This is a genomic window from Rhodococcus sp. UFZ-B548, assembly GCF_903819475.1.
In the GTDB taxonomy this organism is placed as follows: domain Bacteria; phylum Actinomycetota; class Actinomycetes; order Mycobacteriales; family Mycobacteriaceae; genus Rhodococcus_F; species Rhodococcus_F erythropolis.
Genome location: NZ_CAIJDS010000004.1, coordinates 39,527 through 60,609 on the forward strand (window position 1 = coordinate 39,527; position 21,083 = coordinate 60,609).

Here is a 21,083-nt window from a genome sequence, read left to right on the forward strand (position 1 = left end):
GCAATCCCGGGCGAACAAGCACCGATGCTGCCCAGTCAGTGGAATGAACCGCAGATTTATGCGGCTGGATCACGCAGAATCGGTCACCAGACAGCTGTCCATCTCACAGACCGGAGTTTTCTCGTGAATCGATTCGACGACAAGCGCGTCCTCATCAGCGGCGCAGGGTCCGGAATCGGCCAGGCCACCGTTGCCCGCATCCTGGCAGAAGGAGGCACCGTCGTCGCCGCCGACATTTCCGAGACCGGCCTCGAACAGACGCTGAACGCCGCGAAGGACGCCGGCCACTCCGATCGCCTCACCACGGTGAAGGTCGACATCTCCAGCGAAGAGTCTGTTCGCGAACAGGTCGGCGCTGCGATCAAGGCTCTGGGCGGGCTCGACGTGCTGGTCAATGCGGCGGGCATTCTGCGCTCCGCACACACCCACGAGATGACACTCGATTTCTGGAACACCGTCATCGGGGTCAACCTCACCGGAACATTCCTCATGACGAGGGAGTCCCTGCCGGCACTGCTCGAAAGCGGAGCAGGCGTCGTGGTCAACTTCAGTTCCACCTCGGCGACCTTCGCCCACCCGTACATGACGGCATATGCGGCGTCGAAGGGTGGAATCCAATCCTTTACGCACGCACTTGCACTCGAGTACAGCAAGCAGGGTCTTCGCGCCGTGGCCGTCGCACCCGGCAGCATCGCGTCGGGCATGACGTCCGATCCCGGTTTCCCGGCCGACATCGACTTCACGCTGCTCGGCAAGCTGGCCCCGGCAATCGGTGAGGGTTTCGCGCCCCCGTCCGCGGTCGCCGGTGTGATCGCGATGCTCGCTTCCGAGGACGGCTCGTTTGTCACCGGAACGGAAATCCGCATCGACGGCGGCACGCATATGTGATCCCCTGCTGTGCGCCTTTATTAACCCCCGGCGGTTAATAAAGGCGCACAGCAGCGAGGCGGCATACTTGTCTGGCCGCCCGGAACCCGTCCGACGGTACGACGTGCGGTGGGGAGCCAGCGGTGAGCGAATCAACAGGCAGTACAAACCTCGAGCCCGTGCTGATCAGTCCTGTCGTCGACGGAATGATTCGCACCTGGTCCGAGGACGAGACCCGCTTGTGGAGCGTCGACGATCCCGCCGCGCTCGGCGCCCTGCTTGGACGCGGCCTCGTAGCTCGTACTGCTCTGCCGGACAACAAGTTCCGAGAAGTTGCGTTTTTGGATACTCAGACCCAGGCCCTCACTGTGCAGCCGCGCTTCACTTCCCCGGACAGCACTGCCCTCGCCGCACCGTTCAAGCTCACCGAGGCGTCGGCCCCGACCGGCGACGCTTGGGAAGATCTCGAATCGGTACTCGCCTCCATCGCGATCTCCGCTGCTGGACGCGGCGAATTCTGGCTCGCGGAACTCGGCGGGTGGGATTCTCCGCACGAGCCGAACTGCCTCTTCACGACCGTCGACGAATCGGGCCTGGCCAACGCAGTCATGGAGGCAAACCCCGCACCCGTGGGCACAGGCGTCTGGCCGGAGGTTCCGAGCGACCAAACCGGCGTTTCGGTGTCGGCACCAGCCTCACAGGACACCATCGAGGCTGCCGGAATCTTCGCGGTTTCAGCGATCGAGACGTGGGGCGTCACACCGTGGGACATCAACCTCACCTTCGGCAAACTGGTCGATTTCACCTGATCAACGGCACCGACACGCGGCGGTGAGTTGTACGTCTCCCCTCAGCCGACGGCTCACGGTTCGTCACAACACGCCCGATGGCCACGACATCGACCCCCTCGATGGGCATACTGAGGGAACTGGGGTTACTCCCGGTCACAAATACCCGTGGATCCGCGTCGGGGCGGGTGCGGTCCGACAACACGCGAGCAGCCACAGACACTGGCGGCTCCGAAAGGTTCAATCATGGCAACCGACCAATTACAGACGGTTGTATTGCACGGCGACCAGCTCAAATACGTCGACCAAGGCAGTGGCCCCGTCGTGGTGCTCATTCACGGCCTGCTGGGCGCGCACTCCAACTGGGAACCGCAGATCGAGACGCTCTCGCGTCATTACCGCGTGATCGCCCCTGATCTCTTCGGACACGGTGCGTCGGACAAGCCTGCCGGCGACTATTCACTCAGTGCTCACGCCGCCACTGTGCGTGACCTCCTCGAAGCCCTCGACATTCCGTCGGCCACCCTGGTCGGCCACTCCCTCGGTGGTGGGATCGCGATGCAGACGCTGTATCTGTTCCCCGACCGGGTGGAGCGGCTGTGCCTGGTAGCCAGCGGTGGACTCGGCCCCGAGGTGAGCCCACTCCTACGCGCGGCGACACTGCCCGGCAGCGAACTGGTACTTCCCGTCCTCGCGTCGAGGACGCTGACCGACGTGACCGACAAAGCGCTCGGACTTTTCAACAAGATCGGCCTGTTCAAGCTCGGTGCCAGCGCGAGCGAGGCTCGTAAGAGCTTCGCTTCGGTATCGGACGCGTCGACACGTCAGGCATTTCTGGCGACGGCACGATCGGTCATCAATTACAACGGTCAAACCGTCAATGCCACTCCGCATTTCGCCAACTTCAAGAATCTGCAGGCACTACTGGTGTGGGGTGAGGAGGACACCATCATCCCCAACGCCCACACCGAGAACGCTCGCGCCGAACTACCGCTGGGGCGGGTGGAGATCTTCAAGCGCGCCGGACATTTCCCGCACCTTGACTACCCGGATCGCTTCGACCGCGTCTTCTCCGAATTCATGACGGACTGCGGAGTCGGTATCGGCACCGGACCCAAGGCCGTCAGCAGCTGAACTAGCGCCCCGCAACCAACTCTTCGAGGTAGCTCGCCACGCCGTCCTCGTCGTTCGTGGGCAAAATTCGGTCGGCGAGCTCAATGACCTCAGTTCTGGCGTTGGCTGGCACCAGAGCCGTTCCAGCCCAGGTCAGCATGGCAACATCGTTGAAGGCGTCACCGGCTGCGGCGACTTCCAACGCGTCGATGCCGTCGATCGCGCACAACTGCGCGAGAGCGCTGGCCTTCGAGACGCCCGCCGCGGCCATTTCCATGTACGGGGCGCCGGAGTGGGTCAACTCCACGCCCTCGATGCCCGCAGCGACCGCTGTTCGGTACAGGTCGGCGCTGGGAACTTCCGCATGCCGGGCCACGATCTTGACCATCGGCTCCACGTCCAGCGGCAGGGTATCGGCGAGCACCATCTCGTGCAGGTGCCGGTGATGGTCCGCGAATTCGCACAGAGCGGCGTACTCCGGCTCGGCAAAGAATTGCGTGGGTCCGACATTCGCGAACACGACGCCCGGAACCAGCGCCCGAACTTGCTCCATAGCCGTTGCAGCCAAGGACATCTCGATCGAGACGGTGTCGACGATCTCCGGAGTCCCGTCGGCGAGGTCGAGAATCACAGCTCCGTTGGCACACACAGCTTTACCGCGAAATCCGCACGAGTTCGCCAAAGTGTGTACCGAATGCCGGGCGCGGGCCGTCGCCCACACAACTTCGATACCCGCCAGCCGCGCGTTCTCCATGGCCTGCGCGGTGCGCGTCGAAATCGTTCGGTCGGAGCGCAGCAGGGTGCCGTCGAGGTCGGTTGCGAACATACGAATGCGGGTCACCAGACCATGATGGCAGTCCGTTCGCAGCCCTCACCAACTACATGACATGGACAGTTGCTCTGTCAATTACCTGACTGGGCATCGAGAAGGTGCCGACGCATCTCGCCGAAGACCACACTCAGCCGCTCGACATCTCGCGGGCTCAGCAGATCGAACATGCTCTCCCGTACTGCGGCTACATGCGCCGGGCTTGCCGACGCCAATTTCTCGGCACCCTGGTCGGTCAGCTCCGCATTAGCGCCCCTCTTGTCGTCGACACACTCGACCCTGCGCACCCAACCGGCACCGACCAGCCGATTGACGGCCCTGGTCACACCACTTCGGGTCGCCATCACAGCATCGGCGAGCTCACTCATGCGCAGTTGCCGCCCAGGCGCTTCGGATAGAGCAACCAACAGTTCGAAGTCCTTGAACGAAATATCGGAGTCTCGCACCAACTGCTGATCGAGAACACGCTGGAGCAGTCGGGTCGAGTCCAGGTAAGCCCGCCAGGCCGTTTGCTCCGTGTCGCTCAACCACCGCGTCGATTCCATGACACCAGCATATCCGAAGTAGTTGACAACGAAATCAAATGATCTATTCTCAATGTAGTTGATCAGTCAACTACCTGTTCGAAGAGAAGGTTCAACCGAGAGGCGGGCGCCATGAGCGACAACAACGCAGTGCAGTTCGACAACGCAGTGCAGTTCGAGGAACGCCGGGCCGAGATCAGGGATCGACATCTGCTCCCCGCCGACAAACGACCCGCATCGACCGCACGCGGCCTGCACCATACGGCCCTGATCAGCAGTGACGTCGAACGAACCGTGAAGTTCTACCAGGATCTCCTCGGATTCCCACTCACCGAGTTGATCGAGAACCGTGACTATCCCGGGTCGTCGCACTTCTTCTTCGACATCGGCAATGGCAACCTTCTGGCCTTCTTCGACTTCCCGGGTCTCGACGTGGGCCCGTACCAAGAAGTACTCGGCGGCCTCCACCACATCGCGATCAGCGTCGAACCTGCCAAGTGGGCGAAGCTGCGCACCCAACTGACCGAGGCCGGCGTCGAACTGATCGAGCACAGCGAGGTCTCGTTGTACTTCCGCGATCCCGACGGCGCTCGACTCGAGCTGATCGCCGACCCTCTCGGCGAGATGTACGGCAATCACGTCCTCTGAAAACTTGCTCTCCCCCACACCATTCGGAAGGCACACCATGACCTCCACTCTGTCGCAGCCGAACCTCGATATCCGTCGATCCGGGGATCGCTTCAAGTCCAATGCCGGCTGGCTGGACTCGAAGCACTCGTTCTCGTTCAGCAATCACTACGACCCGAAGAACACTCACCACGGTCTTCTCCTGGTCAACAACGACGACATCGTCACGCCCGGAATGGGATTCGACACCCACCCGCACCAGGACATGGAGATCGTCACCTGGGTACTGAGAGGTTCTCTCGTACATCAGGATTCGATGGGGCATTCGGGCGTCATCTACCCCGGTCTCGCCCAGCGGATGAGCGCTGGAACGGGAATCCTGCATTCGGAGAAGAACGATTCGTGGCGACTCGGTGACGTGGCGGGTGCGCATTCCGACAAGCACAGCGACCCGGTTCACTTCATCCAGATGTGGGTCGTCCCCGACGAGGCCGGAATCACGCCCGGATACGAGCAGTTGGAGATCGACGCCGAATTGCTTGCCGGTGGACTGGTTCCCGTCGCGTCGGGCATGGACGCGTACGCCGATCACTCGGCAATCCGGATCAAGAACAAGTACGCCGCGATGCACGTTGCGCGTCTGCAACCCGGACAACCTGTGACCCTGCCGGACGCACCGTTCCTGCATGTTTTTGTCGCCGACGGTCAGGCCGCCATGGAAGGCGTCGGAGTGCTCGAACAAGGTGACGCGGTGCGAGTATCCGGCGGTGGAGGTCAGCAGCTCAGCTCCGATACCGGGGCAGAGGTCATCGTCTGGGAAATGCACGCCACCGTTTCGCAGGGATGACATGAAGCCCTTCTCGTACGACGCTTCACCGGCTCGAATTGTCTTCGGCCAAGGGATGATCGATACGATCGCCGAAGAAGTGCGGCGGCTCGGCCGTAGCCGAGTGATGGTGCTGGCAAGTCGTCGACTCGACGCGGTTGCCGCCGCCGTGACCGAATCTCTCGGCGACATGGCGGTGGTCCGCTTCGACGGCGCTGTGATGCATACTCCGATCGAAGTCACGACAGCCGCGCTGAGACTTGCCGAGAACCATCACGTCGACACGGTCGTCGCGATCGGCGGCGGTTCGGCAACCGGGTTGTCCAAGGCACTGGCACTACGAGCGGGGTTCGATCAGATCGTCGTTCCGACAACGTACGCGGGATCAGAAGTCACTCCGGTGTTGGGTGAAACAGAGAACGGACGCAAGACAACTCGCTCCTCTCCCCACATCAGACCCGAAACCGTCATCTACGACGTCGACCTCACTCTCGATCTGCCGCTGGATACCACCGTCACCAGCGCCGTCAACGCGATGGCGCATGCGGTTGAAGCTTTGTACTCCATCGAGTCCAACCCGATCACGGACTTGATGGCGATCGAGGCGATCTCCGGGATCGCCCGTGCGCTGCCGAGCATTGTCGATGATCCGAAAAATCTGGAAGGTAGGGCCGAACTACTACAAGCGGCCTGGTTGGCCGGAACTTGCTTGGGCACAGTCGGTATGGGGCTTCATCACAAGTTGTGCCACACCCTCGGTGGCAGCTTCGGTTTGCCGCATGCTCCCACCCACACCGTTGTCCTCCCCCACGCGATGGCATTCAACGCGCCTGCTGTCCCGGATGTGATGTCGCGAATAGCGACTGCTCTGGGCGCATCCGATGCCGCTACCGGCGTTTTCGACCTCGTCACCGCGTGCGGCGGACCGACCACTCTGCGAGAACTGGGAATGAGTCACGATCAAATCGAAAATGCAGTCGAACTCGCCACCTCCGCCGCGTATCCGAACCCGCGTGAGATCACCCCGCCGGGCCTGAGCGAACTCCTCGAGAACGCCTGGTCCGGGCGTCGACCCGCCATCAGGTGAGAACTAATCAGGCAGTACCGCCTCGAGGCCTGACGTGTTCGAAGATCAGAATCGTCTCGGTCGCAGCAACCGCTGGATGTGCCGAGAGATTGTTGACGACGAAGTCACGCAACTGCGCCGAATCCGTCGTTGCGACGTGCAGCATGTAGTCGTCGACACCGGCAACGAAGTACACGTTGAGCACCGAGTCCAGCTTGGCGAAATCGTCGCCGAGCCGGTTGAGGTGCGACCGTGCGTTGGCCTGCAGTCGAACTGCGATCATCGCCTGCAGATCCATTCCGAGAGCGGCGGGGTCGATGTCCGCGTGAAATCCCCTGATCACGCCGTTGTCCACCAAGGCGCGCACACGGCCGAGGCATGTCGACGGCGCAATTCCCGCGATCGCGGCCAGCGCATTGTTCGGAATCCTCGCGTCTTTCGCCAGCTCTTCGAGCAGAACCCGGTCGACCTCGTCCAACTTCACGGCAGCCCGAACATGCTTCGGCGAGGCGGCCGTCTGAATACCGATTTTTGAACTTTCGCGCACCATGAATACAGCCTAGAGAATTATCTTCACTTCTCTTCACTATCTGACGACGAAACTTCATGCTTGGCACCTGCCATTCGAAGAAACAACAGACTCAGTTCGGAGCCGTGTCATGAAGGTCGGAATCCCCCGCGAAATCAAAAACCACGAGTACCGCGTGGCTATCAGCCCAGCAGGCGTCCACGAACTGGTCGGCCGAGGGCACGAGGTCGTCATCGAAACGGGCGCAGGCGTCGGCTCCTCGTTCAGTGACGAGGATTTCAAGGCCGCGGGCGCGCAGATCCTCGGGTCCGCCGATCAGGTCTGGACAGACGCAGATCTGCTCCTGAAGGTCAAAGAACCTATTGCAGAAGAGTATTCGCGACTCCGTAAGGATCAGGTGCTCTTCACCTACCTGCACCTGGCGGCGTCGAAGGAATGCACCGACGCACTCCTGGCTTCGAAGACCACTTCCATCGCCTACGAAACCGTTGTCGGTTCCGACGGTTCACTGCCCCTTCTCGCACCGATGAGCGAAGTAGCCGGACGCCTTGCGCCGCAGGCCGGCGCCTACCACTTGATGCGTCACGGCGGCGGACGCGGAGTGCTGATGGGCGGCGTCCCCGGAGTGCGCCCCGCCAAGGTCGTGGTGATCGGTGCGGGAGTCTCCGGCAAAAACGCCATCGCCGTGGCCTACGGCATGCAGGCCGACGTCACCGTTCTCGATCTGTCGATCGCGCGCCTGCGGGAAATCGACGAGCTGTACCACGGCCAGGTCAAGACCATCACGTCCAACAGCCTCGAACTGGAACAGGCAGTACTCGACGCCGACCTCGTCATCGACGCAGTGCTGGTCCCCGGGGCGAAGGCGCCGACCCTCGTCTCCAACAGCCTGGTTGCGCGCATGAAGCCGGGATCTGTACTGGTCGACATCGCCATCGACCAGGGCGGCTGCTTCGAGGATTCGCACGCGACCACGCACGCCGACCCGACGTACCAGGTTCACGGTTCCGTCTTCTACTGCGTTGCGAACATGCCCGGAGCCGTCCCCCGGACGTCGACGTACGCGCTCACCAACGCGACGCTTCCGTACGTCGTCGCATTGGCAGACAAGGGGTGGAAGGACGCGGTCGCGACAGTTCCCGGCCTGGGGTCAGGACTGAGCACACACGACGGCCTGCTCCTGTCCGACAGTGTTGCAGCGGCGCATGGGTACTCGGCTACGACTCTCTGACCCAGGCGGCTCTGACCCAGGCAAGGAAAGCTCGAGATCGCTAGCCTTGATCCATGAGCAATCCTGACATCACGCTGAATTCCGGAACCACGATCCCGCAACTCGGCCTCGGAGTCTGGCAGGCCACCAACGACGAAACCGAGCATGCAGTGCGGTTCGCTCTCGACGACGCCGGCTACCGGCACATCGACACCGCTGCCGCATATGGGAACGAAGAGGGCGTCGGACGAGGTATCGCCAACTCGTCCGTCGCGCGAGAGGACATATTCCTCACCACGAAGCTGTGGAATGCAGATCAGGGCTACGAGCCGGCGTTGAAGGCTTTCGACAGCAGCATCGACAAGCTGGGCGTCGATTACGTCGATCTGTATCTGATCCACTGGCCACTGCAGGACAACGACCGACTCCTCCGCACTTGGGACGCGCTCGAAAAGATCGCGGAATCGGGCCGCGCGAAGGCAATCGGGGTGTGCAACTTCGAGCCGCATCATCTGCAGCTTCTCGTCGATCGCGGCGGATTGTTGCCGGCAGTCGATCAAGTGGAACTGCATCCGCACCTCACGCAGCACGCGATCCGCGACAAGGCCGCCGAGCACGGAATCAAGGTCGAATCGTGGAGCCCACTCGGCGGTACCAGCAACGCGGGTTGGGGTAAGGCATCGAAGCCCAACACGCTGCTCACCGATCCGATCATCACTCGAATCGGTGACCGCCACAGCAAGACTGCCGCGCAGGTCCTGATCCGTTGGCACCTGCAGAACGGCCTGATCGTCATCCCGAAATCAGTGCATGACGCCCGGATCGCTCAGAACATCGACGTATTCGACTTCGAACTCACTGATCTCGATCTGAGCGAAATCGACACTCTCGACGACGGTACCCGCGTCGGCGCGCATCCCGATGAACTCAACATCGGTGCACCGAACTGATCAAGCCGCTCGTTTGGTGGGGCGAAGCGCATCGATTCCGTTTCGCCTCACCATGGTCCCGAGGGTTTTCCACCACGGCCGAGCCGGATCCGGCTCGTTACCGTCGCCCATTCGATGCAACTGATCGGTGTGCCACTGCAGGTCGAGTGCACCGTCGAGCATCGAGATGTCGGCAACCTTCCCCAACAACTTCCGCGCTCCGAACTCCACAGTCGGGACGATCAATCGTTCCCGATTCGATTCCAGGAGAACGGTTGCCGCGTCGGGAATCGTGATCGTCGGCCGGCCGAGGCCGATCACGTCGCAGGCGCCGGAAGCGAGTGCCTCGACCATCGCCGATCGCGAGCGGAAGCCGCCGGTGACCGCCAAGGGAATGTCGCCGGCAATCGCTCGAACCGTCTCGGCATACTCGAGGAAATATGCCTCTCGATCGCGAGTGCTCTGCTTCTGCGCTTTACCCATCATGGCCGGCGATTCATAACTGCCACCGCTGATCTCGATGAGATCGACCGACTCTTCGGTCAACGCGCGTACTACTTCTCGCGATTCGTCTTCCGAGAATCCGCCGCGCTGGAAATCAGCCGAGTTGAGTTTGACCGACACCGCGAATCCGGGAGCAACGGTCGAGCGTATGCGCCGAACGATTTCGATCAGAAAGCGTCGTCGACGCTCGGGATCTCCACCCCACTCGTCCGTCCGCTGATTGGACAACGGCGAAAGGAACTGCGCAACAAGATAACCGTGGGCGGCATGTATCTGCACGCCTCCGAAGCCGGAGGACTCGGCGACGCGAGCGGTTTCCGCGAACTTGTCGATGATCTCTTCGATCTCAGCAGTCGAGAGTTCTCGCGGCGTCGCCATTCCCGGAATCTTCAGAGCAATCGCGCTCGGTGCGACCGGTCGACCTCTGCTGGCGATCGGGTTGGATTGCCGCCCTGGGTGGTTCAGCTGCATCCAGATCTCGGCGCCGCCGTTCTTGGCAGTCTTGGCCCAGGCAGTCAGCGCTTCGGCATCACGATCGTCGTCGACGACGACGTTGCCCGGTTCGGCGATCTGCGATCGATCGACCATGACATTGCCGGTGACGAGCAATCCGAACCCGCCACTGCCCCAACGGCCGTACAGCGTTTCCAAGCGGGTGGACGGTCCATGAGTCCGGTCCCCCAGAGCCTCACTGAGCGCAGCTTTCATCGTGCGATTCCGCAGTATCTGCCCACAGGGCAAAGTCAACGATTCTCCGAGTGTGGTCATGGATACCTCTCGCATGAAGGGAAGAAAGTCAATGGCGTGGCGCAGAACCGAAGTGCCGCTTGGTATCGCGCACGAAGCTCGAGAAGATCAGTGAGTTGACCGGTAGCCCGCCGCGCACCGCGAGCGACAGCTTCGGACGCGGCGAGAATGCAAAATTCCACTGCAGTCTCGAACCCACTGCGAGCTCGTCGACGCGGTAGTCCTCCGCGAAGGATTGGAACAGCGGGACATTGGACTGTTCGACGTAAAACGAGTGCCGACGCGTTTCGTCGTCCCAGGTGATGAACTTTTCGCGCATCTGCATCGCACCACCGCCCACCTCCGCGATTCGGCGCGTGCCGACGCCGTAGGGGCGCGGCGAGGTGTAGTGCACTTTTGTGAGCAGTCGGCACCACGACAAAGGCTCGTCGGCGGTCAGACCGGCCCAGACGGCATCAGGTTCGGCGGCGAGGTCGATCGAGTACGTGAAGATATGCGGTGCCGTGTCGAAGAAATCGACACCGACCGGTTCGAGGTCGAACCAATGTGTCATCGCCTACTCCTGCCCAATTAGCCGTTACATGAAGTTACGGATACTTGATGGCCGAAGTCAACCCCCGAAGGCTCAGCGGGACCAAGCCTCAGAACGAGAGAGCCCCTGCAGTGAAGCGATGACCTGTTCGAGCGGCTCGATACTTCGAGTCGTCTGGCACACCGCCACTGCACCTTCGACCGACGTGATCGTCAGGTTTGCCATCGACTTTGCTTGCACTGCAGGATAACCCGCAGTTTCAAGTTGCGATTCGATCAACTTCTGCCATCCCAGCATGACCTCAGCCGATACTTCCGCGACTTCTGGCTCACTGGCGCGTGCCAACCCGCCGGCAATCACCGGGCAGCCGATCGCGAAGTCCGAGCGCGTGAGATTGAGTCGCCAGATGTCTCCGACCGCTTCGATCACGTCGGCAGTGGAACCGGTGGCCGCAGCCGAGCTGATTCGTCTGGTGATGATCGCACCAGCCGCGCGCACGGCTTCGACCATCAGCTCGGTCTTGCCGCCGGGGAAGTGATGGTAAATCGACCCACGGGGCGCGCCGCTGTGCTTGATGACGTCGCTGAAGGACGTCGCATCGACACCGTTGCGGCTGATCAGTTCGACCGCACTACGAATCATGCGATCACGTGAGCTCAGCTCTGCCATGTCACAGATCCTTCGGCCGTCGGTACACCTGTCGACTCATACGCTACGTTATGTATGACGACCTACATAGTGATGGGATGAAACAATGAGTGACGAGACAACCGCAACCGTCGATCCGGCGCAGATGACAGGCCTCGAACTTCTCCGCTGGATGGGAACGCAGGTCAACGACCGACCCAGCATCGGACGCCTCCTCGGCATGGAGATGCGCGAGGTCAACGAGGGATCCGTCAGCTTCGCACTGACCCCGCGTGCCGATTTCAGCAACCCGCTCGGCACCGTGCACGGCGGCATCTGCGCAACGCTGCTCGACTCGGTCATGGGCTGCGCGGTACACACGATGCTTCCGGCCGGCGTCGGCTACACGACCCTCGAACTCAAGCTCAACTACATCCGCACGGTGCCTCTCGACGGTGACGAACTGACAGCCCACGGCAGCGTCATTCACGTGGGCGGGCGTACCGCGACGGCAGAGGGCAAGGTCCTCGACAAGAACGGCAAGTTGGTGGCGCACGGAACTACGACGTGCATGATTTTCCGCTAAGCCCGACGTGAGCAGGGCGCGAGTACCGATGTACGATCGGCTCGTGACCCTGCTCACTGCGCACCTCTGGTGGCCCGACCGCTGACGGTCAGCCGCAACTGCGTGCTGCCCGGACCGATATCGGGTGGTCCAGCAGGCTCCTCTCCAGGATCCCCGATCCGGCAAATGCCGTACGCGTCGTCGCTACGACCGCCAAGATCAGGTACCGAATCCACGAAGGAGAGTTAGTTGACCACCACCCCACTCAACCGTTCGCTCGAGCCTTTGGGCGTCTCCATCCCGTCGAAAGTGCCGACGCACTGGTACAACCTGGCGGCTGACCTCCCCGAGCCTGTTCCCCCGCACCTGCATCCGGGCACTCGTGAGCCGCTCGGCCCCGAGGACTTGGCGCCGCTGTTCCCGATGAACCTCATCGCGCAGGAAGTCGCAACCGAGCGCTACATCGAGATCCCGGAGACGGTTCGCGAGATCTACGGCATGTGGAGGCCCTCTCCCCTGTTCCGTGCGCACCGACTCGAGCGCGCTCTGGGCACACCTGCTCGCATCTACTACAAGTACGAAGGCGTGAGCCCGGTCGGTTCACACAAGCCGAATACTGCTGTCGCGCAGGCGTACTACAACGCGATCGAAGGAACCACCAAGCTCACCACCGAAACCGGTGCAGGCCAGTGGGGTGCGTCGCTGTCGTTCGCGGGCGCACTGCTCGGACTCGACGTCGAGGTGTGGCAGGTTCGCTCCTCCTTCGATTCGAAGCCGTACCGACGCATCCAGATGGAGGCGTACGGCGGAATCTGTCACCCGTCGCCTTCCGACCTGACGGAAGCCGGACGCGCACTGTTGAAGTCGCATCCCGACACCACCGGCTCGCTTGGTATGGCGATCAGTGAGGCCGTCGAGGTCGCTGCGCAGGATCCGAACACGCACTACTCACTCGGTAGCGTGCTGAACCACGTCATGCTTCACCAGACCGTGATCGGTCAGGAAGCAATGGTCCAGCTCGAAGAAGCCGGCGACGCCGTCCCCGACACCGTGTTCGGTTGCGCCGGTGGCGGTTCCAACCTCGCCGGACTCACCTTCCCGTTCCTGGGACGAAACCTTCGCGAAGGCACCAAGACTCGTCTGGTCGCCTGCGAGCCTTCGGCATGCCCGTCCCTCACCCAGGGCGAGTACCGCTACGACTTCGGTGACGTCGCCGGCCTCACCCCGCTGCTCAAGATGCACACTCTGGGTAAGGACTTCGTTCCCCCGGCGATCCATGCCGGTGGCCTTCGCTACCACGGCATGTCGCCGATGGTCTCGCATGCGGTCAACCTCGGACTCATGGATGCGATTGCCGTCGATCAGGACGACGCGCTCCAGGCCGGTCTGATTTTCGCCCGCGCCGAAGGGATCATCCCGGCTCCGGAATCAACCCACGCGGTTGCCGGCGCCATCGCTCACGCTCGCGCCGTCACCGAACCCGAGGTGATTGTGATCGGACTGTCGGGCAACGGTCAGTTGGATCTCCCGGCGTACTCGCCTTACGTCTGACGCCGTCGGTGTGGTGGTCTCGTGTGTGCGAGGCCACCACACTTCGTCACACCGAGCACGTTCCCTATTCGGATCCCAATTCGTCGACCGGCCGGACAGTGATCGAACTTGTCCCCAACACGGTGCCGGGGGCTATCCAAGGATCTTCCGGAGCTGCGCCCGCGACCCGTCGTTCACCGATGAACTCACCGGTTCCCGGATCGATGATCAAGTCGCGACGCTCGTGAACACCACTGAGCCCGAGTGCGATTCCGGATCGACCGTCGAGCGTGGTCTGTTCCACGGTCTCCACACCATCGATTCCGGCGATCGCGCGATACCACTGTGCTTTGACGTCAGGCGGCATCATGCAGGCTCTCAGTATTTCAATCGCGATGTGGAACATCGCTTCCGGCGTCGAACCGCGCGGCGCCGTGTAGTCGCGGAGCCATCGAAGCAACCCCTCGGGGTCAGCGGGCAGCGACCGATAGAAGTTGGGATCGTCCCAGTCGTCCGGAACGCAGTTGATGTTGTCGCGATTGTCGTCGAAGAATCTGCCGCAGCGGGCACGCCATTCCCCGTTTCGGGTTTCGTCGATGTACAGAGCTGATTCACTCTCCGGCGTCGTGCCGCCGAGCCACCGCGACTGGCCAGTTGACCGCCGCTCGAGCCATTCTTGTGTTTCGTCTGCCGGAATCCATAGCTGCGAACGGGTTTCGAGCAGGTAGGTGTAGCCGTTGCGTTGAGCGTCGGGCCCTGCTTCGTAGGGAGATCCGTACTCCATCTCTTGTTGGACCCACGCGTGCTCCTCGACGAGTCGAAACGGTCCCTGTTGAACGGAGATCATCTCGATCGATTCGAGAGAGCGCGCGGCTTGCTGTAGGACGTGTTCGGCGGAGGCGAGTTCGATGGAAGGCACCGGCAGCGACACACCACCCGTAGTGCCTGTCTGCTCTGAAGGTGCGAACTGCACCAGCACCGCAGCCAAGCAGACGGCCATGAGCACCGCGGCACCGGCGTAGACCGAAGCGGGCACGCGCCGCAGAGCAAACCTGCGACTGGGTACCGGCGGAGAACTTTCGGCCGCTTCCGCGTCGGCGAGGACCCGATTCCGGATCGCTGCCAAGGCGTCGACGTCCGGCTTGTCGAGCGCATCGCGGAGTTCGAGCAACGTGTCGTCCAGGGGATCGGTCCGACGATTCGGCATCAGTTCTCTCCCGAGGCTTGTTGGAGGTTTTCGGAGTCGAGCAGCAAAGTCCGCAGGCGAGTGCGTGTGCGGTGCAGCCTGGACCGGACGGTGCTGGCCGGCACGGACAGGATCTCCGCGATCTCAGCCGGCTCGAGATGGGCCCAGGACGAGAGGAGCAGCACGTCGCGTTCGTCCTCCGTCAGCTCGGCGAGTGCCGACGCGATCACCTCGAGGCGGCGGGACGCGTCCACCCGAGCCGTGACAAGGTCTTCCGGCGCAGTCTCGGACACGGCACGTTCGCCATGTACCCGCGCGAGTGCGCGTTCGGCGCGATCCTGGGAGCGAAAGTGTGCCCTGAGCAGGGTGTGGGTGATGCCGAACAACCAAGCGCGAACGGGAGCCCGGCTAGGGTCGTAGGTGGATCGACGATCGATCGCGACGGCAAAAGCCTCGGCGACGAGGTCGTCGGCATGATGTTCGCCGGCTCGGGCACACACGTAGCGACGAAGATCGGCGGCATGGGCGTCGAAGAGTTGAGCGAAGACCTCCGCCACGCGCGGGCTGTGCAGGTCCGGGTCCGGTGTGCCGCGATCACCGGGTGGGCTCGAAGATGTCACGGTGATACTTGGTCGGTGCGGCCCACAGCGTCCCCGGAGTGCCTGAGCGGGCGGCGATAACGAGGGACGATCCGCAATTTCCCCCCGAGTTTCACTACGCAGCGACGGTTCTCAGTCTCTTGGTCGGAGACAAACGCTACCCGGCCCTGACGCGGTAGGCCGTGGGATCGATTTCGAGGTCGGCATCGAGCCGGCCGTCCGCGAAACGAACCGATCAGTTTGCTCGATCGGTTACGGTCTTTCGATGCAGCTTCGGTTGAAGGAACACTGGAAACTGGTCGCCCTCGGACTGGCGTTGATCGTGGCGATCGCGTTCATCGTCGTATCGGCACTCTCCGACTCCAGTGAGGCGGCCTCGCCGAAGCAGAAGACAGGCGGTCCGATCGTCGAGCAGGGCGTTGTCGACGTGGACCTCTCCGATCCTCCGCAACAAGCTTGGGAACTCGATGTTCGAACGCTCACGGACAACTCCGGCGACGTACTGCTGTCGATGCCTTCCGGCCTCGATCGCTACTACGGCTACGGCAACACGTACCAAGTCGGTGACGTGCTGGTGGCCGCGACTGCTTATCCCCTTCCCAAGACCGACGAGTCTTCGTCGAGTCAGGGAGTCGGTGCCGTCACACTGGTCGGTGTGAATCCCGACGACGGAAGTCCGCTGTGGAAAACGCGAATCGGCGGAGTCATCGGCCAGTGCAGTCAGCAGAACGAATCCACGATCATCGCGTGCTGGGGCGATCGACGGATGATCTTTGTAGATACCGCGACCGGAACTCTTATGTCCGACCTCGGAACCGACTTCGATCTCAATGGCGCCGTCATCACCGGAGACACCGTGTACACGTCCGGCGAAAGGATGGACGGAACGATTCGAACACGAATTCTCGCCAGCGGCAACACAACCAACTTAACGGCCAACTTCGTTCGCACCTTCGAACCAAGTGAGAAGTTCGGGGCCGTCTACACGGTCCCTCACACCGACACTGTCATTGCGATGGAACAGGGCGATGGCGGGGACCCACAGTACCGCTATCGAATCTACGATCTGGATTCCGGCACAGAACGATTCAGATTCGAGGGTGATTCGCTTGCCCCGGCCGGGAACGGATTGTTCCTCACCAGTGTCGGAGGCAGATCAGGCTATGTAGGAACCCAAAACCTCTTGGCTTCAAATGGATCCACGATTCGTGCGATACCGATTCCCTCGTACTCATCGTCGTCCTACCCAAGTAAGTCCTCGACGGGCCTGCCGATGTTTCTCGGCGACGGCGCCTACGACCCGGATTCCGGTGACGAACTTTGGCGCAGTTCACAAATCGTCAACACCGCGATGGCCGGGACGGGAAGCGCCATCGCCGCAGTGGTAGGAAAAACAATCCTGGTCACGTCGCCGGAGACGCGCACAATCTCGGGTCTCGACATCGAGAGTGGCCGACAGTTGTGGCAAACGCCCTGGCAAGACGCGTACTGGGTTCGCAGCGGGGTAACCGATGGCGACCACTTCGTCTTCAGTGACTACACCGGCATGCACGCGATCCGGGCTCGCGACGGAAAGATGATGTGGTCGGTTCCCCTTCCCCCAGAAGTCGATCCGCGCGGAGTCGTCGTCTCGAATGCCGGCAAAAACGTGTCGTTCTCCTGGCAGAACCATTTCACCGTTTGGCGATAGGCCGGCAACATCACCGATACTGTGTCGCGCTGACCAGCCAGCTCAGCAGCAAGCAAATGGCTAGACGTGCAGCATCAATGGCCACAATCCAGTCTGGCGCGTTTGTTCAATTTCGGGGGAACGATCTCGAACAACTGCATATATCTCCGCGTCTCCAATTTCGGAAAGATCAGACCAGACCTGCAGTCAAGGGGTGCGTAAAAATCGCACCGACTCAGGTATCTGATCCAATCCAATCGTAAAGGGAGCCAACGGGATGGACGCGAAATCCCCTATTTGCAGTCGGCAACAAATTGTCCAGTTTGCGCGCAAACATCTGCGTACCGGGGGACCGAACTCAGACCAAATTCGTCGTCATTTCGGTTTGCAAAAACGCGCGTTCTTCACGCAGCTCGACACCCATCTGGACGATTCTGCACTTTCAATGCCCGAAAAAGTTGCACTCCGCCGCATCTGCCGACAGGAGGATAGAAGGTGCCCGATCAAACGTATGAACGTCTCAGCAGGTCAAGCCAACCCACGCCGGCCGATGTACGACGCGCTTCCTTTCCCACCCCAGAACCATCCCGCTTGACGATCCAGCCCCGAACTACGTTGAGCCGCTGGATTCTTCCGCAGTCCCCTCTTCTCGGTTGGGATCATCGGAGATCTAACAACCGCGCGACTTTCAGACTCAAATGCAATGCCAACCGGTCGTCGCCGTTTGTCAAGTCTGCGCGTGTTATCTCCTGAATTCGCCGCAAACGATAGTACAGGCTCCCTCGATGCACACAGAGCGCCTCGGACGTTCGCTTTACGTCACCGGCATTGTCCAAAAAGCTCTCCAGCGTCGCGAGAAGAGCCTCACTTTTTGAGTCCTCATGGCTGAGCAAGGACTGCAAACCTGAGTGAATACTGTTCTCGAGTCGATCCTCCGACAGTTCGGCCAGAAGTCCGTAGACGCCGAGATCCCGATAACGCACAACATTTCCGAGCACCTTGACGACCTGGGCTACATCTGCGGAGCGTCTGGACTCTTCGTAGGATTCGCGCACGTCTGCAACCGAGGTTCGCGGTTCACCGATACCAACCCAACATTCGATGTTCTGGCGCCCACTTTCAGACAAGACTCGCTCCCGGGCTGCCACGATCAACGAGTCCAGATGGGTTTGAGTCGAGCGTTCGGCCACCGATACGATCAACAGACTGTGGTCGGGGCGGTCGAGTTGGATTGCACTGTTCCGCGGGAGCCTCCGCCGAAGCTGATCGACGCCGACGGCAACACTCAGACGATCTCTTTCGGTCAATGTCGACCGGTCCACGGGACGAAGCAACATAGTGACCGCGACTGCTGGACCCGCAGCCATCAAGCCCTCATCAGCCAATCTGCTTGCCGCGTCCTCGCGCAGCGACCGCTCGCCAGACAGTACGTCTCGAGTAAGTTCCCGCTCCCGACTTCGGGACAACTCGTCCAGCAACTGTTCGCGGTGGAGGATCATCGCCGCCGCATCAGCCGTGCGCCTCAAGACCTCGGCTTGATCCTCGTCAACTTCGCCCTCTGAAGTCAACAGCCAGACGAAGCCCAGCAGCGCATTGCGGTACCGGATCGGCATCCCGACCCGGCCAAGGGTCAGCCCTAGTCCTTCGTTGACGGGAACAGTGAAGAGATCGAGGGCTTCACGGCCTCCACTCGCGTAGATGAAGTCCACAATCTCGCGTGAAACATTCCGCTGTAGAACGGAATTCATTCTGACTGAATCGACGGCACTGTCATGCGAGTTGTACGCGAGTAGACGGATCTGTGCATCATCGATCGCAACGGAACGGTCCAGTCGGCGCCCGGTATTATCCACCAAATGCTGTAGTTCTCCGGCCATGGTCGAACTGTACGAGCCACGCTCGCCGTTTTGCAACATATGACTAAATTCATCCGCGACAATTTGAACGAATGACAGTGATGCAACTAACTTTCGCGCCATAAGCTCGCTACATGCCGAAGCACATGAGACCCGGAACGTGTTCGCTCGGCCCGCGACCAGGCATACCCAGCAACGACAGGTTGCACGAAAGCGACGAGATTCGTTGCAGCCGTGAGATTTGCATTGTGGGCCGAAGCCAGCCGACACGCTCTCGCGTGAGAAAGCGTCGTCCCTGATCCGGAATCGATCGCAACCTCCGTTCGCCCGATCAACGTGGGTCCGGTCGGCCTCTTTCAATTTCGCATGCCTCCGAACGACATCGGCCACCGTGACGTCGCAAAACCGTTGCCATTCAGCATATCCCGAGAGGAATTTTTCATGACCGGTACAGCGAATGCTCCTGTAGAGCATCAAATCGAGACTTCACCCGGACGTCGATCGGCGCGCCGCAGGGCGCTGATCGCCGGCGCGACAGGCAACATCGTCGAATGGTTCGATTTCACGATCTACGGTTTCACTGCCGCAGTTCTCGCGACAGTGTTCTTCCCTCCGGAGTTCGGCAGTGGCGCACTGCTTGCCACCTTCGCTCTTTACGGAGTCGCATTCTTGGCCAGACCTGCCGGCGGCATATTCTTCGGAAGACTGGGTGACCGCCTCGGCCGGCGGAGGTCACTGTCCCTGGCAATTACGCTCATGGGCTGCTCGACAGCGGCTATCGGCCTCTTACCGACCTACGCTTCGATCGGTGTTGCAGCACCGCTGTTGCTGCTGCTCTGTCGCTTGGTTCAAGGATTCTCGGCCGGCGGCGAATACACCGGAGCGGCAACCTTCGTCGTCGAGCATGCGCCGTCTCACCGCCGAGGCTTGTACGCAGGGATTATCAGCTCTTCGTCGTTCGTCGGCAGCATCTTGGCCACGGTCACAGTCTTGTCATTCAGCTTGGTCGGCACTGAGTCCTTTGCCGAAGGGGGATGGCGTTGGCCGTTCATCATCGGAGGCGTTGTCGCCATGGTGGGACTGTTCATGAGGCTTGCGGTCGAGGAAACTCCGGCTTTCAAGGAAATGAAAGAAAACGATTCCCTTCCAACCCGCCCTCTCACAGATCTGTTCCGCAATCACTGGCGGACTCTGCTCACGTCATTCGTGTATTTCGCCTCGCTCGGTGTCGTTACTCATATGCTGCTCGGCTACATGCCGACATTTCTGATTCTTTCAGCCGACGTTTCGAGCACGGTGGCACTGCTGATGACAACCGGCGCTTTGGTTCTCGCAGTCCCGCTGTTCATCTTCTTCGGCGCCACGGTCGACCGAATCGGCCGGAGACCTCTCGTCAGAATCGGCATGGTGATGTCAGTTTTCGTTTCGGTGCCCAGCTACATGCTCATCGGCACCGGAAACATTTTCGCGATTGCCATTGCACTGGCTGCTCTGGTCATCGCGCTTTCCCTACTCGCGTCCGCTTTGCTCGTAATCCTCGAAATGATGCCGACGCATGCTCGATTCACCGGCACGGCAATCCCCTACAACATCGCATATGCGCTCTTTGCAGGAACTGCGCCGCTGGTGTGCGCAGCACTGGTCAACGCCACTGGAAGCGATCTGTCGCCTGCCTTCTACGCGACCGCCATCGCTTTGATCGCACTTCCCATTCTGTGGCGAGGGATTCCGGAATCGAAAGACTGGTCTGCCACGCGGGGCAGCTCGACGAAACATTTCTGACAACGGACGCGCCACGGCTGTGATTTTTTGAGCAGCTGTCGATAGCGTTCCGATGGCCGCCACGAGAGAGTTGAGGACGACGGACACCTCTGGACTTTCAGGTACCAAATCCATTAAGGCAGAGCCGAATCCGAGAAGTCGGGATACGGGTCTCCAGAGGAAGTCGACGGCGTCAGAA

General features: G+C 61.2%; 22 protein-coding genes. 13 read left to right on the forward strand and 9 right to left on the reverse strand.

Translation table 11 applies throughout. The features are described from left to right. The first annotated feature begins 123 nt into the window (after positions 1–123). The 3 genes from H7C86_RS06160 (at position 124) to H7C86_RS06170 (ending at position 2,789) form a co-directional block, all read left to right on the forward strand. Positions 124–888: an SDR family NAD(P)-dependent oxidoreductase gene (locus H7C86_RS06160; RefSeq protein WP_003945543.1), complete on the forward strand. Its 765-nt coding sequence runs from the start codon at positions 124–126 to the stop codon at positions 886–888. Positions 889–1,010: 122 nt separating this feature from the next. Next, positions 1,011–1,676, forward strand: a complete 666-nt coding sequence (locus H7C86_RS06165) for a hypothetical protein (protein WP_182261248.1) — start codon at positions 1,011–1,013, stop codon at positions 1,674–1,676. A 225-nt stretch (positions 1,677–1,901) separates the two neighbouring features. Beyond that, positions 1,902–2,789 carry an alpha/beta fold hydrolase gene (locus tag H7C86_RS06170; RefSeq protein WP_003945464.1) on the forward strand — a complete coding sequence of 296 codons (888 nt, stop codon included), beginning with the start codon at positions 1,902–1,904 and terminating at the stop codon, positions 2,787–2,789. Between the two features lies 1 nt (position 2,790). Here H7C86_RS06170 and H7C86_RS06175 read toward each other — a convergent pair whose 3' ends face one another. Next, the gene (locus H7C86_RS06175) at positions 2,791–3,609 is read right to left on the reverse strand and encodes an HAD family hydrolase (RefSeq protein ID WP_182261249.1); all 819 of its coding nucleotides are present in this window, start codon (positions 3,607–3,609) and stop codon (positions 2,791–2,793) included. Between the two features lie 62 nt (positions 3,610–3,671). Then, positions 3,672–4,142 carry a MarR family winged helix-turn-helix transcriptional regulator gene (locus H7C86_RS06180; protein ID WP_182261250.1) on the reverse strand — a complete coding sequence of 157 codons (471 nt, stop codon included), beginning with the start codon at positions 4,140–4,142 and terminating at the stop codon, positions 3,672–3,674. 111 nt (positions 4,143–4,253) lie between these two features. Between H7C86_RS06180 and H7C86_RS06185 the strand changes: the two genes are divergently transcribed. Genes H7C86_RS06185 through H7C86_RS06195 form a run of 3 tightly spaced genes read left to right on the forward strand, consistent with a single transcriptional unit; the run spans position 4,254 to position 6,661 of the window. After that, complete coding sequence (locus H7C86_RS06185; RefSeq protein ID WP_020906268.1) at positions 4,254–4,769, forward strand: VOC family protein; 516 nt, start codon at positions 4,254–4,256, stop codon at positions 4,767–4,769. 37 nt (positions 4,770–4,806) lie between these two features. Further along, positions 4,807–5,595, forward strand: coding sequence for a pirin-like bicupin family protein (locus H7C86_RS06190; protein WP_020906267.1), 789 nt, complete (start codon positions 4,807–4,809; stop codon positions 5,593–5,595). Position 5,596: 1 nt separating this feature from the next. Further along, positions 5,597–6,661 (forward strand): maleylacetate reductase, encoded by a 1,065-nt coding sequence (locus H7C86_RS06195; protein ID WP_182261251.1) that lies wholly within the window; start codon positions 5,597–5,599, stop codon positions 6,659–6,661. A 7-nt stretch (positions 6,662–6,668) separates the two neighbouring features. Here H7C86_RS06195 and H7C86_RS06200 read toward each other — a convergent pair whose 3' ends face one another. Then, entirely contained in the window at positions 6,669–7,190 is a 522-nt protein-coding gene (locus tag H7C86_RS06200) for an Lrp/AsnC family transcriptional regulator (RefSeq protein WP_019746936.1), read from the reverse strand. A 109-nt stretch (positions 7,191–7,299) separates the two neighbouring features. Between H7C86_RS06200 and ald the strand changes: the two genes are divergently transcribed. Together ald and H7C86_RS06210 are read left to right on the forward strand one after the other, a co-directional pair. After that, a complete protein-coding gene (gene ald, locus H7C86_RS06205; protein WP_182261252.1) occupies positions 7,300–8,400 on the forward strand; it encodes an alanine dehydrogenase in 1,101 nt (366 codons plus the stop codon). Between the two features lie 53 nt (positions 8,401–8,453). Further along, positions 8,454–9,329, forward strand: a complete 876-nt coding sequence (locus tag H7C86_RS06210) for an aldo/keto reductase (protein WP_019746934.1) — start codon at positions 8,454–8,456, stop codon at positions 9,327–9,329. Here the strand turns inward: H7C86_RS06210 and H7C86_RS06215 are convergent, their stop codons facing one another. The 3 genes from H7C86_RS06215 to H7C86_RS06225 form a co-directional block, all read right to left on the reverse strand. Continuing rightward, the gene (locus H7C86_RS06215) at positions 9,330–10,580 is read right to left on the reverse strand and encodes an NADH:flavin oxidoreductase/NADH oxidase family protein (RefSeq protein WP_070385833.1); all 1,251 of its coding nucleotides are present in this window, start codon (positions 10,578–10,580) and stop codon (positions 9,330–9,332) included. A gap of 28 nt (positions 10,581–10,608) precedes the next feature. Further along, positions 10,609–11,112, reverse strand: a complete 504-nt coding sequence (locus H7C86_RS06220; protein WP_019746932.1) for an SRPBCC family protein — start codon at positions 11,110–11,112, stop codon at positions 10,609–10,611. A gap of 72 nt (positions 11,113–11,184) precedes the next feature. Then, entirely contained in the window at positions 11,185–11,760 is a 576-nt protein-coding gene (locus H7C86_RS06225) for a TetR/AcrR family transcriptional regulator (RefSeq protein WP_007734151.1), read from the reverse strand. An 85-nt stretch (positions 11,761–11,845) separates the two neighbouring features. Between H7C86_RS06225 and H7C86_RS06230 the strand changes: the two genes are divergently transcribed. After that, positions 11,846–12,304, forward strand: coding sequence for a PaaI family thioesterase (locus H7C86_RS06230; RefSeq protein WP_003945940.1), 459 nt, complete (start codon positions 11,846–11,848; stop codon positions 12,302–12,304). 228 nt (positions 12,305–12,532) lie between these two features. Beyond that, entirely contained in the window at positions 12,533–13,834 is a 1,302-nt protein-coding gene (locus H7C86_RS06235; protein ID WP_003945451.1) for a TrpB-like pyridoxal phosphate-dependent enzyme, read from the forward strand. Positions 13,835–13,898: 64 nt separating this feature from the next. Here H7C86_RS06235 and H7C86_RS06240 read toward each other — a convergent pair whose 3' ends face one another. Next, complete coding sequence (locus H7C86_RS06240; protein ID WP_182261253.1) at positions 13,899–15,020, reverse strand: CU044_5270 family protein; 1,122 nt, start codon at positions 15,018–15,020, stop codon at positions 13,899–13,901. Next, positions 15,020–15,619 carry an RNA polymerase sigma factor gene (locus H7C86_RS06245; protein WP_019746930.1) on the reverse strand — a complete coding sequence of 200 codons (600 nt, stop codon included), beginning with the start codon at positions 15,617–15,619 and terminating at the stop codon, positions 15,020–15,022. Before H7C86_RS06245 ends, H7C86_RS06240 begins: the two co-directional genes overlap by 1 nt. A 244-nt stretch (positions 15,620–15,863) precedes the next feature. On the opposite strand from H7C86_RS06245, the gene H7C86_RS06250 reads away from it, so the two are divergent. Then, positions 15,864–17,288 (forward strand): PQQ-binding-like beta-propeller repeat protein, encoded by a 1,425-nt coding sequence (locus H7C86_RS06250; protein ID WP_182261254.1) that lies wholly within the window; start codon positions 15,864–15,866, stop codon positions 17,286–17,288. Positions 17,289–17,544: 256 nt separating this feature from the next. Beyond that, complete coding sequence (locus tag H7C86_RS06255; protein WP_139047402.1) at positions 17,545–17,862, forward strand: hypothetical protein; 318 nt, start codon at positions 17,545–17,547, stop codon at positions 17,860–17,862. Positions 17,863–17,926: 64 nt separating this feature from the next. On the opposite strand, the gene H7C86_RS06260 is transcribed toward H7C86_RS06255, so the two are convergent. Further along, positions 17,927–19,597, reverse strand: coding sequence for a CdaR family transcriptional regulator (locus H7C86_RS06260; RefSeq protein ID WP_259349045.1), 1,671 nt, complete (start codon positions 19,595–19,597; stop codon positions 17,927–17,929). Here H7C86_RS06260 and H7C86_RS06265 point away from each other — a divergent pair. Next, a complete protein-coding gene (locus tag H7C86_RS06265; protein ID WP_037120120.1) occupies positions 19,565–20,905 on the forward strand; it encodes an MFS transporter in 1,341 nt (446 codons plus the stop codon). The two genes, H7C86_RS06260 and H7C86_RS06265, sit on opposite strands and share 33 nt — an antisense overlap. Positions 20,906–21,083: the final 178 nt, after the last annotated feature.